At 44.8% G+C, this 13,836-nt stretch carries 16 protein-coding genes; all 16 read right to left on the bottom strand.

Annotation, left to right across the window (positions count from 1 at the left end; genetic code table 11):
• Positions 1–60 precede the first annotated feature (60 nt).
• The gene (locus AZI85_RS16015) at positions 61–354 is read right to left on the bottom strand and encodes a hypothetical protein (protein ID WP_063244992.1); all 294 of its coding nucleotides are present in this window, start codon (positions 352–354) and stop codon (positions 61–63) included.
• 16 nt (positions 355–370) lie between these two features.
• Positions 371–2,023, bottom strand: coding sequence for a DUF6531 domain-containing protein (locus tag AZI85_RS16010; RefSeq protein WP_063244991.1), 1,653 nt, complete (start codon positions 2,021–2,023; stop codon positions 371–373).
• A gap of 31 nt (positions 2,024–2,054) precedes the next feature.
• Positions 2,055–2,930 (bottom strand): type II secretion system F family protein, encoded by an 876-nt coding sequence (locus AZI85_RS16005; protein WP_063244990.1) that lies wholly within the window; start codon positions 2,928–2,930, stop codon positions 2,055–2,057.
• A gap of 3 nt (positions 2,931–2,933) precedes the next feature.
• Positions 2,934–5,150 (bottom strand): ATPase, T2SS/T4P/T4SS family, encoded by a 2,217-nt coding sequence (locus tag AZI85_RS16000; RefSeq protein WP_063244989.1) that lies wholly within the window; start codon positions 5,148–5,150, stop codon positions 2,934–2,936.
• A gap of 53 nt (positions 5,151–5,203) precedes the next feature.
• A complete protein-coding gene (locus AZI85_RS15995) occupies positions 5,204–6,733 on the bottom strand; it encodes a BON domain-containing protein (protein WP_063244988.1) in 1,530 nt (509 codons plus the stop codon).
• Between the two features lie 33 nt (positions 6,734–6,766).
• The gene (cpaB, locus tag AZI85_RS15990; protein WP_063244987.1) at positions 6,767–7,681 is read right to left on the bottom strand and encodes a Flp pilus assembly protein CpaB; all 915 of its coding nucleotides are present in this window, start codon (positions 7,679–7,681) and stop codon (positions 6,767–6,769) included.
• A 13-nt stretch (positions 7,682–7,694) separates the two neighbouring features.
• Positions 7,695–8,171 carry a hypothetical protein gene (locus AZI85_RS15985; RefSeq protein WP_063205932.1) on the bottom strand — a complete coding sequence of 159 codons (477 nt, stop codon included), beginning with the start codon at positions 8,169–8,171 and terminating at the stop codon, positions 7,695–7,697.
• On the bottom strand, positions 8,165–8,809 hold the full coding sequence (locus tag AZI85_RS15980; protein ID WP_063244986.1) for a hypothetical protein: 645 nt from the start codon (positions 8,807–8,809) through the stop codon (positions 8,165–8,167). The genes AZI85_RS15985 and AZI85_RS15980 overlap by 7 nt, the downstream gene beginning before the upstream one ends.
• 12 nt (positions 8,810–8,821) lie before the next feature.
• Complete coding sequence (locus tag AZI85_RS15975) at positions 8,822–9,079, bottom strand: hypothetical protein (protein ID WP_063244985.1); 258 nt, start codon at positions 9,077–9,079, stop codon at positions 8,822–8,824.
• On the bottom strand, positions 9,076–9,267 hold the full coding sequence (locus AZI85_RS15970) for a hypothetical protein (protein WP_063205936.1): 192 nt from the start codon (positions 9,265–9,267) through the stop codon (positions 9,076–9,078). Before AZI85_RS15970 ends, AZI85_RS15975 begins: the two co-directional genes overlap by 4 nt.
• A gap of 28 nt (positions 9,268–9,295) precedes the next feature.
• Complete coding sequence (locus AZI85_RS15965) at positions 9,296–9,478, bottom strand: Flp1 family type IVb pilin (RefSeq protein WP_063205938.1); 183 nt, start codon at positions 9,476–9,478, stop codon at positions 9,296–9,298.
• Positions 9,479–9,740: 262 nt separating this feature from the next.
• On the bottom strand, positions 9,741–10,046 hold the full coding sequence (locus tag AZI85_RS15960) for a hypothetical protein (protein ID WP_063244984.1): 306 nt from the start codon (positions 10,044–10,046) through the stop codon (positions 9,741–9,743).
• Between the two features lie 16 nt (positions 10,047–10,062).
• Positions 10,063–11,547, bottom strand: coding sequence for a HAMP domain-containing methyl-accepting chemotaxis protein (locus AZI85_RS15955; protein ID WP_063244983.1), 1,485 nt, complete (start codon positions 11,545–11,547; stop codon positions 10,063–10,065).
• Between the two features lie 275 nt (positions 11,548–11,822).
• Positions 11,823–12,341: a hypoxanthine phosphoribosyltransferase gene (gene hpt, locus AZI85_RS15950; RefSeq protein WP_063205944.1), complete on the bottom strand. Its 519-nt coding sequence runs from the start codon at positions 12,339–12,341 to the stop codon at positions 11,823–11,825.
• A 12-nt stretch (positions 12,342–12,353) separates the two neighbouring features.
• On the bottom strand, positions 12,354–13,076 hold the full coding sequence (locus AZI85_RS15945; RefSeq protein ID WP_063205946.1) for a tetratricopeptide repeat protein: 723 nt from the start codon (positions 13,074–13,076) through the stop codon (positions 12,354–12,356).
• Complete coding sequence (locus AZI85_RS15940) at positions 13,076–13,816, bottom strand: outer membrane protein assembly factor BamD (RefSeq protein WP_063244982.1); 741 nt, start codon at positions 13,814–13,816, stop codon at positions 13,076–13,078. Before AZI85_RS15940 ends, AZI85_RS15945 begins: the two co-directional genes overlap by 1 nt.
• Positions 13,817–13,836 lie beyond the last annotated feature (20 nt).

The raw sequence follows: 13,836 nt of genomic DNA, 5'->3' as shown, positions 1-13,836 counted from the left end.
AAAAGGGCTTTGGTATCCAAAGCCCTTTTACGTTCACCGAGTGATAACTGATTAGACAGTCTATCTATTACCATCAGCAGGTGAGCCAGAACCATTAGCTCCTGGAGCTGCAGTTCCTTGAGGTCTAAAAGTCGTATCGTCGTTAAGACGTGTATGTTTCATACGAGCCGTACACTCAGGGCAGATGCCTGTAGAAGCCACGTCCGCCTCTAAAGGCTTAGGGCTTTTGGCTTCATTTGGGTCTTCCCCTGGGTTTACCGTGCGTCCCGCGTCTTCTTGTGCAAAAGAAGAGGTGGCTACGAAAGAGGTACCTAGAGCGGCTAACAAAATAGATAAGGCTAAAAGTCTTTTCATATAATCACCTACTCCTTTATAGATACATTTCTGCGGTTGCAGGGGCAATAATATCTAACAAGTTATTAAAGGTACTAGCGACTTGCATTGCAACTGAAGGACCTTCTTTGCTGTCTACTTTGTTGATTTCGCCATTTGGTTTATAGCTTACCACAATAGTCCCCAAGCCAGGGCGAGTTACGACGGCAGGTTTTCCGTAGCGCTCTTCGTACTCGATTTTAACTACTTTTTTAGCTTGGTCGGTGATTGTCGCAATACGACCACGGTTATCGTAAGTCATATTGATTTTCTGACCATCACTGTTTTGAGCAAAAGCCAGGTTGCCTTTACCGTCCCATTTAAACTGAGTCGTTTTGGTGGCAACCTTAGCACCTTTTTCGTTAAAGAAAGTGCTTGTTACCGAGCTTACTTTTTTTACTTTTGGATCATATTCGTAAGCCATACGAACATTGGGTGCTGCTTTTACTTTTACTAGTCCATCTGGATAGTATTCGTAAGAAACGCGGTCGGCATTTCTACGGATAGAAACAGGTTTGCCAAATACTTCGTGGTAAGTGATGTCTGTCACGTTGCCGCTGACAGTGGTCATCACACGTTGCAAGAAGTACTGACCGTCAGCGCGTTGCTGGTGCCAGAATTCGTATTTATTGTCAGCCATCACTTCTTTGCCGCAAGTTTTCTTTACTGTCGACCAATAGTGATTTTTGGGATCGTTTGTAGAGGATTCGTACTTATAAGACTCGATACATTTATCGCGGTCTGCGAAAGCCACAACCCAGTCGTTCTTTTTATCGTATTTGATGGAAACGAATGTTTTATCCGGCCAAGAAGCTTTTGTTAAGTTGTGAAGCTCATCGTATTCGTAAGTATAAGTTTTTAACCACGCATTTTTCACCGAAGAAAGATCGTCAAGGTTTGCAAACTTATATTCCGCCATCAAGCCATTCGGGCCCGTGATGGATTTTACTTTTTTGTTTTGATAGTACTTAAAGCCCAAACGACGGCCGTTATTATCCTGGATAGAGGCGATAACGTCTTTGTCATAATCAAACTTCAGGTAGTTTCCGTTTTTGTCGTAGATATGAGTCAGTTTTCCTTGAGGGCTATAGCGTTGAGCGCTGCCATCGGGAAGATTGCGAGTGTAGTAAGTCTTATTAAAGATGAAGTGCTCAACCTCGCGGCCGTTGGCATAGAACTTCGTGCCTTCTTTAACCGGAACTTTGATTCCATATTGAGCTGCGTACTCAGAACGAACGCTGTCATCTTCAAGCATTTGCGTTTTCAAGTTATTGATCGCCGCTTCCGTCAATCCGACTTTCTTTTCAGCCTTCATGCGGTTGATGATTTGAGCAATAGTGCTTTCAACATCTTTACGAGTCACTTCGCGAGGAGAGAAGGTCACTTCTAAACCGCCACCGCACTCTTTAACTTTGATGTTGCCTTCGGCATTTACTTCCATGGAAGTTTCAAAATCAGAACACCAGCCGAATCCGAACATACCATTGAACAAAGAACGGCTGTTGTAAGTGCGAATGATCTTAAGATCATAACCACTTCCTGGAACATCCATATCAATCCATGTATTGGAATAGTTGGCATTTTTCATATCCACAAGCGCATAAGCTTGTGCTGAAAAAAGAAAAGCGAACGCCAATATTGCTTTCTTCATTATAATTTACCTCTTCCTTGAAACTGACAAACTACACTTTGATGGTAACAAGTTTTTTAATTACTACGCCACCAATTACTTGCAACGCTAGCATCACGAATAGCAACACTAGACCTAGGGTTGTGCTAAACATGGGTTTGATAAAACCCGGATCCACCATGAAAAAGACGCCCATCAAGATGAACGGAATCAGAGTGACGATGATCCCTTGCATGAGACCTTGCGCAGTGAGCGCTTGAATTTTTTTCTCTACCTTTTGTCTTTCACGAATCGTTAAGACGATGGTCTGGAAAGTCTCTGCCAAGTTACCGCCGGTTTCTTTTAAGATATTGATCGCGGTCACAAACATCTGAACGTCAGGACGTGGAATGCGCGTGCCTAAGTCGTTCAGAGCACCTTCAAAGCTATCACCGACTTGCATCTGATAAAGAACTTGTGCGAATTCTTGGCTGATAGGATTTCCCATGATTTCTACAACACGCTTCATCGATTCCTGAGGATTGGAACCGGCTTTAATACCGTTGGCCATGATCGTAAGACCATCCACCATTTGATCAGTGAATTTAGAGCAGCGTTGCTCATAAGTCAGACGAACTAAAAGAAGTGGAAGCTGCCAACCGGCGACGGTTAATGAAGCTCCGAAAACAAATCCCATTAAGACACTGGGCCACAACGCTAAGAATGCCAAGGCACCAACGCCGAAGCTCATAAGAAGGATCAAGATCGTGATCTTTCTTTCATCCACTTCATTTCCCATCAAACGAAGAAGACGAATGACTTCATCTCTTTGGCCCAAACTGCGCTTATGAAGCCAGTCGATAGCTTTGTCCGCCCATAGAATAACTATGACGAACACGCATACGCCAAAAAGAGGAATCATAATCCATTCGTTAAACAGAAAACTCATACACTATCCCGATTTCTTTACCGGAGCGACGCCTGGCATTTTTGGCATTGCGGCTGCGATAGGTGGTTTTTGCGACGCAGGTGTGCCTGGTGTGTTCGTCGTTGGATCATTGGCAAAGATCTCTCGAGGAATCACGACACCTTTATCGCTTAGTTTTTGGATAAAGCTTGGAATCGTACCAGTTGCCTGGAAGACACCATTGATTTTTCTATTCTTATCGTAACCTGTTTCTTTGAAACGGAAGATTTCCGCCAAAGTCACGACATCACCTTGCATGCCCGCAACTTCAGTGATGCTTAAGATTTTACGGCTTCCGTCTGACAGACGAGAAATCTGCACAATCAAGTTCACTGCGCCCGAAATCTGTTCACGGATCGCACGAACGGGAAGTTCCATTCCTGACATCATACAAAGAGTTTCTAGACGAGCGATACACTCACGCGGACTGTTGGCGTGAGTCGTAGTCATTGAACCATCGTGACCCGTGTTCATGGCTTGCAACATGTCTAGGGCGGCGCCGTCACGGCACTCACCGACGATGATACGATCGGGACGCATACGCAGGGCATTTTTAATCAAATCACGAATCGTGACGGCATTAGATCCTTCCATTGAAGGAGGACGAGTCTCTAAGCGCACGACGTGTTCCTGTTGAAGTTGCAGCTCGGCCGCGTCCTCGACGGTGATCACACGTTCATTAGATGGAATGAACGAAGAAAGCATATTCAGAAGTGAGGTTTTACCGGAACCGGTACCACCCGAGATCACCACGTTTAGACCGTTTTCCACGCAGATGCGAAGAAAGTCGATCATGTTCTTGGTCACACTGCCATAGTTAACGTATTTTTCTGGAGTGATACCACCCTTTTTAAATTTACGAATGGTGAGCGCGGGTCCATCAATCGCTAAAGGTTCAATCACCGCGTTCACACGCGAACCGTCTTTAAGACGGGCGTCGACGTAAGGGGTTGAGTCATTGATCTGACGACCCAGTGGAGTCACGATACGTTCGATGATACGGCGAAGGTGATCGTTTGAAGTAAACGTCACGGGACTCAACTGAACTTTACCGCTTTTCTCGATAAAGATTTTTCTAAAACCATTCACCATGATCTCGGAAACATCGGCATCGGCAAGAAGATCTTCTAAAGGCCCTAGGCCCAAAGCCTCTTCCAAAACCTCTTTAATAATCTTAGAGCGCTCATCACGAGCAGTGTCTGGAGCTTCACGGTCCACAATCAACGTGATTTCACGTTTTGTTTTTTCGCGAATTTCTTTTTCTTTGCCTTCATCTTGTTTGGTATCAAGAAGAAGTTTTTTAAGATCGACAGTTCTAATAAGTTCATTATGCACACGAATTTTTAATAGTGTGCGCGGATCCATTCCATTCACTGGAAGAGCGGCACCCGCAGCGGACGAAGAAGAATCTGCAGCCGGAGCCGGCTTCGGACGGGAAATCGATTTCAATCTTTGTAAGATACCACCGCTGAGTTTACGAGCGACATCGTAGTAGGCCGCAGTGATTGGCGCTTTCGGAGCGGCCAATACAAATGGGGTGTACTTTTGCAAAGCCATCATCGAAGTGGCTTCGTCTTGAGGAATGATTCCTAAAAACGGAAGTTGCAATTGGTTTGAAATAGTTTGTGGCGACAAGCCTGTCGGAGAAGCTTTGTTAATCACAAGCTGGAACATATCTTTTGGTAAAGTCGCAGAAAGAAGTTCGTTGATAAGACGTTGAGTTTGCGTAACGACCAGAACCTCGGGGCTGGTCACGATCATAATAGCCGTTGCTTCTTGAAGAACCGCCATCTGCGCGGGACCCAAATCAGTTCCGACATCGACAACAACGAATTTAAATGCACGAGAGAAGAATTCTAAAAGTTTACCTAGAAGATCTGGAGAGATCGTCAAAGATTCTTCAGGTCCACGAACCGCACCCACGTAAGCAAGACCGGATTGGTGCATTGTTACGAGAGAGTTCATTGGTTGAGAGTTTAAGGATCCTTGGAAGCTTGCAAGTTCTTTCAGAGTTTTCTGAGGCTTAATACCCATGATCACGTTTTGATCGCCGACGCTTTTACTGTCAGCATCGATCAAAAGAACCTGAGAGCGAAGTTCGTTCATGAGCGTGCAAGCAAAGTTAGCCGCAAAGACAGACTTACCTACGCCGCCTTTACCGCCAACAACTGCGATGAGATTACAATTCGGATTAATAGCCAATGCAGACCTCCAGTTCCTTTATCGGCTGGAATGGGAGGTCCGTTTACGAGATCTTAGTCGCGTAAACGGAACTTCTTCTTAATTTGCTCCGCACCCGAGCTCGCTGAGGTCTTCACAATTGGAGTCACAAAGACCACAAACTGGCTTTGTTGCTTGATGAAATCTTTAGATGCATAAAGGCTGATGATCGGGTTCTTTTGTCCAGCCGGACGATTGTAACCAGTCGAAGTGGAGTTACGGATCAAACCACCCACTGCGGCACTTTGACGGTCACGAACAGTCACGGTACTCGACATTTGATTTTTACTGACGATCGGAGCACCTAGTGGCGTATTACCCAATAAGCTGCTCACTTCAAAGCTCATGTCCATTTTCACGCTTCCAGATTTTTCACCTAGAAGTGATGGAGTGATAGCTGTCACGATACCCACAGAGGCAAACGCCGTTCCTTGTGTACCGTCTTTACCGATGACCGGGTAAGGTTGGTCCGTCACCTGTTTGATCTCACCCTTTTTACCGTCTTCAACGATCAAACTTGTACTTTCAAGTACGCGAGCGTGACCGTGTTGTTTTGCCCAGTTCAGCTTAGGTAACAAGTTAGAAACTGTTCCCGTGATTGAACTGATAACTCCACCCGGACTGTCGCCGCCGGTTTGGAAAGTCATCTGCGAGTTATCACCCAACTCTGGAGTGAACTGGAACTTAAAGGCTTTTGAGTAGTCCTTATTCAACTCCACATAGTGAATAACCATTTGGATCATCTTCGCTGGTGGACGAGGAGCCGCCTCTTTAATTTGAATAAGGTTGATAACACCATCATTCAAAGGACGACGCTTCTTGATCGGACCGCCGTCTTCGGCAGCGTCAATCACGATATCTGGAAGATAGGTTTTCGCGATGATCTCAGCACGCTTAGCCTCTTCATCACTGTTCGCCCAACCTTGCAGAATGATTTTATCATTCACAGCGCGGACTTCGATCTCTGGGTTGTTAATATCACGAGCGATAAACTCCGCGATTTTCTTTTGTGCTAGGGGACTTAAAGTCACTAGCGAAGAAGCCTGATCGCCGAATTGTTTTACGACGTTAAAGATGCGCGCTAAATCTTTTGGAAGAAGGATCTGACCATCGACAACGACTTTGTTGTTCACGATCTTGATATTGATACCTTCGATATCGCCCAAAAGAGCACGCATTTCACGCACGACTTTGTCGAGTTTGCTTTTCTTAACGTCAATACGGAATTCCGCAACGACCTTGCCGTTACGTTTGTCATGAATAGTTAAAGTAGCAAAGCCTTCCGCTTTCGGAGAGAAACGAATGACATTGAGATCTTTAGCATAAGCCGCAGTGACGACACGGCGGAAATCACCTTTAAACTCAATGCTGTCGGGAAGAGGCGGAAGTTTTTCGTCCTGTTCAATTCCTAATGTCAGGTTGATGAATTTGCGGGAACGATAAACGCCAGTACCTTCATCAGCCACAGCCGAAGATGGTTCAGCAACGAGTTCTTCCTGGGCCATTGTGTATGGTCCCACGGCGAGACTTAACAGCAGTCCTGCAGTCAGTATATTTCGTCTCATATGTTCCCCCTTCGTTCCCCTTGGTCGACCCATCTACAGTGTTTGAAATCCATTGGTGCGCGGTCTTTGTGCTGGCGGAGGCGCAGTTCTTTGTTGTTGTACTGGTGGTGTATATACGGGTCTTTGTGGCATCGCAATCGGAGGCGCCGCTGGCGTATCCATCGATACCATTGGTTTTCCGGCAACAGACTCAGCCGTCGAGCTAGGCATGCGCGGCGGAACGGTTCTGTCGTTCGGATTTCTTAAAGCAAAGAAAATATTCCCTGGAGCTGTCGACAAGATGTAAAACAAGTCTTGAGCTTCCTTCGGCGTTGCCTCAACCGTGATCGTCGTATACTTCGTGTCACCAGTTAAAGCGATTTGCGTTAAGTTCTTACCTGTTGAATCCAACTCAAACATACGTGGAATGTTATTCATAACACTCACACCCGTTGCCAAAACGACAACGTCAGAAAGCATCGTAAAGACTTCACGGCGTTGATTCACACCCTTACCACTGTCAACAGCGGCAAAAATATCCACGCGATCACCAGGACGAATTAATTTTGCGACACCACGAACTTCATCCACAGGAATGGCCACCGCACGTTTACTTGGTGCTACTTGCAATGCGATACCTGTGTCTGGGCCTGGTGTAAGAAGATTATTCTTTACAACCATTTGACCTTTACGAATAGGAACTGCGGCTACGTTACCGATGATTTCATCTGGGATGGTGATGGCATCCGGTTGAATGAAGTCAGCAGGCAATTCTTTAGTTTCTACCATCGTATCGTAGATAGTTTGCATCTCTGCGATATCTTCTTTAGCAACGACCACGCGTTTCGTTGTGCCGTAACGTTTGTCATACTCGGCTTTCTTTTCTTGCGAATAGCTATACAGCAGGAAGGTTGCAAAAACCCCTGCTGCAATCGAAAGCCAAAGATTTCGAGTCTCATTAGATCCCATCACGTCCTACTTTCTATGACCCGCCACACTTGGCATCCAAACAGATACCATAGGCAGTCTTAATCCAGATCGGGTTGGCACCGACAGTTTGATTTCGTCCGTCGCCAAGCCCTCTGGTCTTTTCGTGATCACTCTTGCTGTCAAACACCGTTGCTCGAGTATCAAAATTCATAAAATCAATCAGGCGAGTGGAGGCAATCCACTTTTCACCACGGACTTTTTCAGAAGTCGTTCCATGGAAACGCATTCCGATATCTTTAAAGTTAAAGTCCGAATTTCTAAAATACGTCAGGTTCGCGCGATGGCGGAAAGTTTCAAAAGTGTAGTTGCGCGCGGCAATCGAGTTCAAAATACCCGTATGAATGGCGCCAAAAAAACCCAACGAAAAATTCAAAAACAAAACAATAACGACGATGATGGGGATCATTTCAAAGACCGCCATGCCTTTTTCGTTATTGATGATGGAAGGACGACGTTGTTTTTTTAACATCCGTTATCCTCCATCGGTGTGTACTGGTTCTCTCCGATTCCGCCCAACACCTTATAGCGAGAATCAAGTTTTAGAATATTTGAGTAACGAGGTTTGATTTGTTGTTCCCAGCACTCTTTCTGCGTGGGCTCGCGAATCAAAAGACCTGTTACTTTAGCGGAAAATCCTCTGTCTGGATCTTCGGCCGTGGAACCTAGGAACGCGATTTTCATATTTAAAATGCGCGTTTGAAAATCGAAGCGAACACCGACCTGCGGAACGCGGTCTTCGGTGTATTTGTAATCACCGCTAAAATCACTTCCATCAAGACCACTTCGCACGTCCAAAGCGCCAAGTTTAAACCAGGCTCCGTCGTTGGAACTGTTGAAAAGAGGTTTTAATGTAGGGTTGTTCACAAGCTCGTTATACTTGTCTTTAGCGAGCTGCTGTTGTTTTGTCGGATCGACATGGCTAGCAGCATGCGCTCGAGCCGCCGAAAAGGCGATGTATTGAGCGACTTCAGCCATTGAAAGAGTGAAGTTCAAAGCGAAAAGAATAATGCACATGCCTGCGCATAACACGAGGGCAAAAATGAACTCAGCGGAGATCAATCCGCTTTCATTCTGCACTGGTTTAAGTATTCTTTTGAACGCTTTCATTCCCAATCTTTCTTAACCTTTCGGATCGATAGTCAGTGAGCGGTCGATCTGATTCGGATGATTGGCGCGCGCCTTATCCGGCGTTTCCCATACTCCCGACTCAATCATGCCGGAGACCTTTTCCCAAGGGCCACCGATCAGTTTGGCGAGAATCTTTTGTTCACGCAGCTGATTGGTTCCCCAGATAAAAAAGCTCACACCGACAACCATCAAAAGAACGGCTTCAATTACGAACTGACCTTTTCGGTTACGAAGAGGATCGTGTCTCAATTGTCACCTGCCCATTGAACGTGGTTACCACCTTGTGGTTTAAATCCGTCGCCTGTTGCAATTTGTTGTTCGATACGAGCACCTAACATCGGGCCCGAATTGCGAAATGCATTTCCTGGGGCTGATAAGAAAGCTTTCAGCCCAAAGAAGAACACGCAGAATAGTAACAGGACATACTCAACGGTCATTTAATCTCCCGATTAAACGCGAATTAAACTACTCAACAGACATGATCGAGCTAGAAAGAGCTTCGATTTTGCCTTCCATAGTTTGCTTAATTCTATCTTTGAACATAACAACTAGAGCCACGACAACGACAAGCAATAGGATGTACTCAGTCGCACCTTGACCTTGTTTGTTCTTCAAAAGATTCTTAGAAAAATTCTTAAACTTCTTCATGGATGTTCCCCCTTTAGATCAATATCGGCTAATTTTGGGATTCTCTTTAGAGCGAGCATTACAAAACGCCGCAGGAATGCTGTCTCAATCTGGGAATGTTGGTAAAATTCAGAAAATCAGAAAGTCGGGAAAATTGAAAAAGTTTTGGACAAAGCTATTTCGACTGAATTTCACTTGGGGCTTAGGTCGAATCGTCCAAAGATTGCACAGGACTTTAAGCGGGAAAAAGGGGTCTTTCGCTGCTCGAAAAACCCCGGAAAAATTATTTGCACTCGGCCTTATCGGCAAAAGTTTTACCTAGATCAGCACCATCGAATTTGCCTGTGACTTTCTTTTCAGTCAAAGTCCCTTTGCGCACGATTTTAGAGCTTTTTTCAGCCCATTTTGTACAAGCTTCGGCAGAATCCAATTTCTTGGTTTCTTCCGTCGGATTTTTACCATTGTATGGTTTGAAAGCTTCTGTTTCTTTCCCGGCACAAGCCTTGCGTTCGATCGTAATTACGCAGTCACCTGCATAAGACACGGAACTCATAAGTAGCAAGGCTGCTACCAAAGTGGTTTTTTTCATCTTTTCTCCTTTTAAATTATGCCGCAGAAGAATCTTCTTCGTCTGCGTTTTGATTTGCTTCTTGTTTTCCCTTTTTGTTTTTTCCAACCAAGACGTGCAGGTCTTTCATCATGCGATGAAGTTCTTCCGATTGTTTTTGCATTTCTTCTGAGGAAGTCGACACCGTACCCATCGAGGTAGCGACGGCCTGAATGCTGCGATCAATCTCGGAAAGCGCTTTATTCATTTGTTCAATGCCTTGAGACTGTTCGTGAGAACCCTGCGCGACGGTTTGAATGAGTTCGGCGACTTTGTGTGAATTTGCGACGATGGCATTCAACGACTCTTCACTTTGAGCGGCCAGGTTAACGCCGGTTTTACTTTTCGTGGTGGCCTCTTCGATAAGTCCGCCGATTTCTTTAGCGGCTCCCGCGCTTTTTTGCGCTAGAGCACGAACAGCATCGGCCACGACAGCAAAGCCTTTTCCTTGTTCTCCTGCTCGTGCAGCCTCTACGGCCGCGTTTAATGCCAAAAGATTTGTTTGAAAGGCGATGTCATCAATCAAGGTTAAGATCTCACCGATCCTCGAAGAGCTTTTTGAAATTTCACTCATGACTTTGATAAGCTCTTGAATTTTCATTTGCCCATGGTGAACCGTGCCTTCACCTTCTTTAGAAATTTCAGCAGCTTGGTTTGAGTTCAAAGAATTCTGTCGGACTGTGGCTGTCAGCTCTTCCATCGAGGCGACAATTTCTTCTAGTGAGGCCGCCGTCGAAGTGGAATTTGCTGAAATCTGATCGCTGGACTGGACAAGCTCGTGGGCCCGGCTGCGAATAGTTTCGGAACTGCTTTCTAAACCTTCGGCGACATTTTTTAAAGAGGATTGAACTTTACGGATATTCCAGATGCTTGCAGTCGCACCAATAAGAATACAAAATGATACGATTGAAATCAGCGCATACATTGTTACTTTGAAGCTTTTGGCTACGTTCTCGGTGTCTTGAACTCCAATCATGTAACTATCGTCAGAGAGTTTTTTAAGAGCATCGTAGGCTTGTGAAAAAGCCTTTTGAGAACTGCTAGTCAGGATTTCTTCTGCCTTTGATTCATCTTCTTTATCTACCGCTTCTTTGAACTTTTCGCTCTCAAGCTGGTATTCGTCCCAGGCAGTTAGAAAAATGTCATACGACTTTCTAAGCTCATCAGTCGTAAGTAAAGGATCTAAAACCTTCGAATAAATCGTGATGTTTCCTAAAAGACTGTCCATTTCCTCAAGAATGATTTTTCGTTCATCCGTACTTTGGGTCGCCAAAAGGTTGAATTCGAGCTTTCGGTAATTAACAAGATTCAAATTGATGTCTGCAGATTTGCTGACGGCGGGAAGCCAGATTTCTCCAATTTCACTAGTAACCTTGTTTTGATAGCGCAAGCGATCTAACGACAGGATGTTAGTGACCAGTGCAATCAGGATCAGCAGGCCTGTCACAAACAGGAAGCGACTTTTTAAAGAGATGTGGTTCATGGAAAAGACCTCCCATTTCTATTTCGGAGTGCTTATAGAAATAAGAAGTCCTAAGGCCAAAAAATGAGCCTTTGACGGACGAATGCGAGGGGAAGTTGACTAAATGTAACTGGAATTGGTTTATTTTTATAGACCTTCGTTGGGGTCACCCTATTGACGAAGGTCTTAAGACTCATTAGATTGGCTTTAAGGGAGATCTTCAGCATGCCAAAACAACTTGTGTTCCTTTATGCCTTTTGCGTCGTAATCTTGTTTCTAGTAAACGTCGCGGTCTCTTAGTTCTTCATTGTATAGATATCTGGATAATTTCTTCCGACTTCTTCGGAATCCATTCCGTATCCAACAACATAGCGATCATCAATAGTTCTACCGATGTAATCAGCCTTAATAGGCAATTCACGGCGTGCGGGTTTATCTAAAAGTGTGACGATTTTCAAAGAAGCCGGAGCTGAAGCAAATAAACGGCTTCTTAAAAAGCTCAGTGTGCGACCGGTATCGATGATTTCTTCTACGATCAAAACGTGTTTTCCTGCGATATTAACGGAAATATCTTTAACGATTTTAATCGCGCCACCTTTTTCAACGGCTTGCACGTGAACGAAGTCCACTTGTTGTGGAAGATCCACTTTGCGCATCAAATCTGCAGTGAAATGGATAGAGCCACGAAGAGGACAGATAAAAACCACATCCTTTCCATCGTAATCGCTTTCGATTTGTTCAGCTAAGCTTTCAACAATCTCTGCAATTTCGTCGCTAGTAAGGAAGGGAACCATCTGTTCTTTTAGTTGTGCCATTTCGTGCCTCGGTTACAAATCAATTGAAGTAATGCCAGCTGCTTGCGCCATTTTCAAATAGCGTAAGGCTTCGGGGTGTTGTGGGTCCCGGATAAGAATATTCTCCCATTGTTCAGTGGCTTCAGCAATATTGTTTGAGTTGTAATATATAGCACCGAGCTTTAGGCGAGCTGGAATTAAGTGCGGATACTCACGAATCAACGCCTTTAAGTCCTTAATAGCGCGATCATGTTGTCCCAATTGCACGTGAACCTCTGCGATGCGCATAGTGACTTCCGCTTTTCTGCTGGAAAGTTTCTGTGCCTTAAGCAGCTGTTCAAGAGCTTCGTTGTAGCGTTTGTATTGATAGTAAAGATCCGCCAATTCTTCGTGTTTAGAAGCGAGCTTTTCATCGACGAACGGATCTTGTTTGCCAGATTTCTTTTCCAGTTGCACTTGGGCATCTAGGAAAACCTGCTTTCCTTCGTCGTATTTACCTAAATCATTCAAGATGATTGAAAGACCCACGCTGGCATCCGTGTAAGTCGGATCGATTTCTAAAGCGCGTTTGAATGTTTTGATGGCTTTACTGAACTGACCCTTATCGTAAAAGATCGTTGCAAGCATTTGATAAACTTCAGGATTGCGAGTGTTCTGCAAAAGCATCTGATTCAAAATGGGTTCAGCCATTTTGTAGTTCCCGTTGATAAAGTATCCACGGGCTTCAGAAAGCATATCGTCGTGAAGAGCATTCATCACTCGATCTCCTTCGTAGCGGCTTTAAATTCTTTGCTGTCCGGGAAGTCTTTGGCTAACAACTCTTGGTATTTTTTAGCGCGAGCAGAGTCGCCGATCTTTGCCGCACAAATAGCTGCGCGAGAAAGCGCTTTCGCATCAAAACCTAGATTGCGATAGTTGTTATAAAGTCCTTCGTAACGTGGAAGAGCACTGTCGAAGATTTTGCGTTTAAAGTAAAAATCAGCGATGTATTCTTCTTTTTCCGCCAACATTTTTATCGCAGCACTGCGCTTTTCTTTGGCTTCAGTCACGTACTGAGAGTTTGGATATTTCTTAATAACTTCCGATAGATTTAGAATCGCATCATTCGCCAGAGTTAAATCGCGATCAATCGTCGTTGGTAGCTGATTGTAGTAGCTCATGCCGATACGGAATTGAACGTAATCAGATTGCGGAGCCGTTGGATGAAGCTCTTTGAACATCTGGTAAGCGACTTGCGATTCCGCGTAAGATTCTTGTTTGAAGTACACATCGGCGATGGCAAGTTCTGCTTTTGTCGCGAAGTTGCTGTACGGGAATTTATTTTTTACTTCTGTGTAACGACGAATGGCTTCTTCATAGCGCTCTCCTTCGTCGTATTCTTGTGCGATCGCGAAGGCTCCGTCTGGAGTGTCGGAGTTTTTCTCAGTAGTTGAACAGCCCGAAACAAGAAGTCCCATAGCCGCGACGATAGTTATGACTCGGAGCGTTTTTAGCATAGAAGTAAATCATATTAAGG

Origin of the sequence: Bdellovibrio bacteriovorus, assembly GCF_001592755.1 — a bacterium.
Taxonomy (GTDB): domain Bacteria; phylum Bdellovibrionota; class Bdellovibrionia; order Bdellovibrionales; family Bdellovibrionaceae; genus Bdellovibrio; species Bdellovibrio bacteriovorus_E.
Note: the sequence above shows the minus strand (reverse complement) of the source record. Positions and strands in the feature narration are given on the sequence as shown.

Coding starts and splice junctions, on each gene's coding strand:
- AZI85_RS15940 (WP_063244982.1), bottom strand. CDS start 13,816: ATGCTAAAAACGCTCCGAGTCATAACTATCGTCGCGGCTATGGGACTT.
- AZI85_RS16015 (WP_063244992.1), bottom strand. CDS start 354: ATGAAAAGACTTTTAGCCTTATCTATTTTGTTAGCCGCTCTAGGTACC.
- AZI85_RS15965 (WP_063205938.1), bottom strand. CDS start 9,478: ATGAAGAAGTTTAAGAATTTTTCTAAGAATCTTTTGAAGAACAAACAA.
- AZI85_RS15980 (WP_063244986.1), bottom strand. CDS start 8,809: ATGAAAGCGTTCAAAAGAATACTTAAACCAGTGCAGAATGAAAGCGGA.
- AZI85_RS15995 (WP_063244988.1), bottom strand. CDS start 6,733: ATGAGACGAAATATACTGACTGCAGGACTGCTGTTAAGTCTCGCCGTG.
- AZI85_RS15985 (WP_063205932.1), bottom strand. CDS start 8,171: ATGTTAAAAAAACAACGTCGTCCTTCCATCATCAATAACGAAAAAGGC.
- hpt (WP_063205944.1), bottom strand. CDS start 12,341: ATGGCACAACTAAAAGAACAGATGGTTCCCTTCCTTACTAGCGACGAA.
- AZI85_RS16010 (WP_063244991.1), bottom strand. CDS start 2,023: ATGAAGAAAGCAATATTGGCGTTCGCTTTTCTTTTTTCAGCACAAGCT.
- AZI85_RS16005 (WP_063244990.1), bottom strand. CDS start 2,930: ATGAGTTTTCTGTTTAACGAATGGATTATGATTCCTCTTTTTGGCGTA.
- cpaB (WP_063244987.1), bottom strand. CDS start 7,681: ATGGGATCTAATGAGACTCGAAATCTTTGGCTTTCGATTGCAGCAGGG.
- AZI85_RS15945 (WP_063205946.1), bottom strand. CDS start 13,076: ATGAATGCTCTTCACGACGATATGCTTTCTGAAGCCCGTGGATACTTT.
- AZI85_RS15955 (WP_063244983.1), bottom strand. CDS start 11,547: ATGAACCACATCTCTTTAAAAAGTCGCTTCCTGTTTGTGACAGGCCTG.
- AZI85_RS15960 (WP_063244984.1), bottom strand. CDS start 10,046: ATGAAAAAAACCACTTTGGTAGCAGCCTTGCTACTTATGAGTTCCGTG.
- AZI85_RS15970 (WP_063205936.1), bottom strand. CDS start 9,267: ATGACCGTTGAGTATGTCCTGTTACTATTCTGCGTGTTCTTCTTTGGG.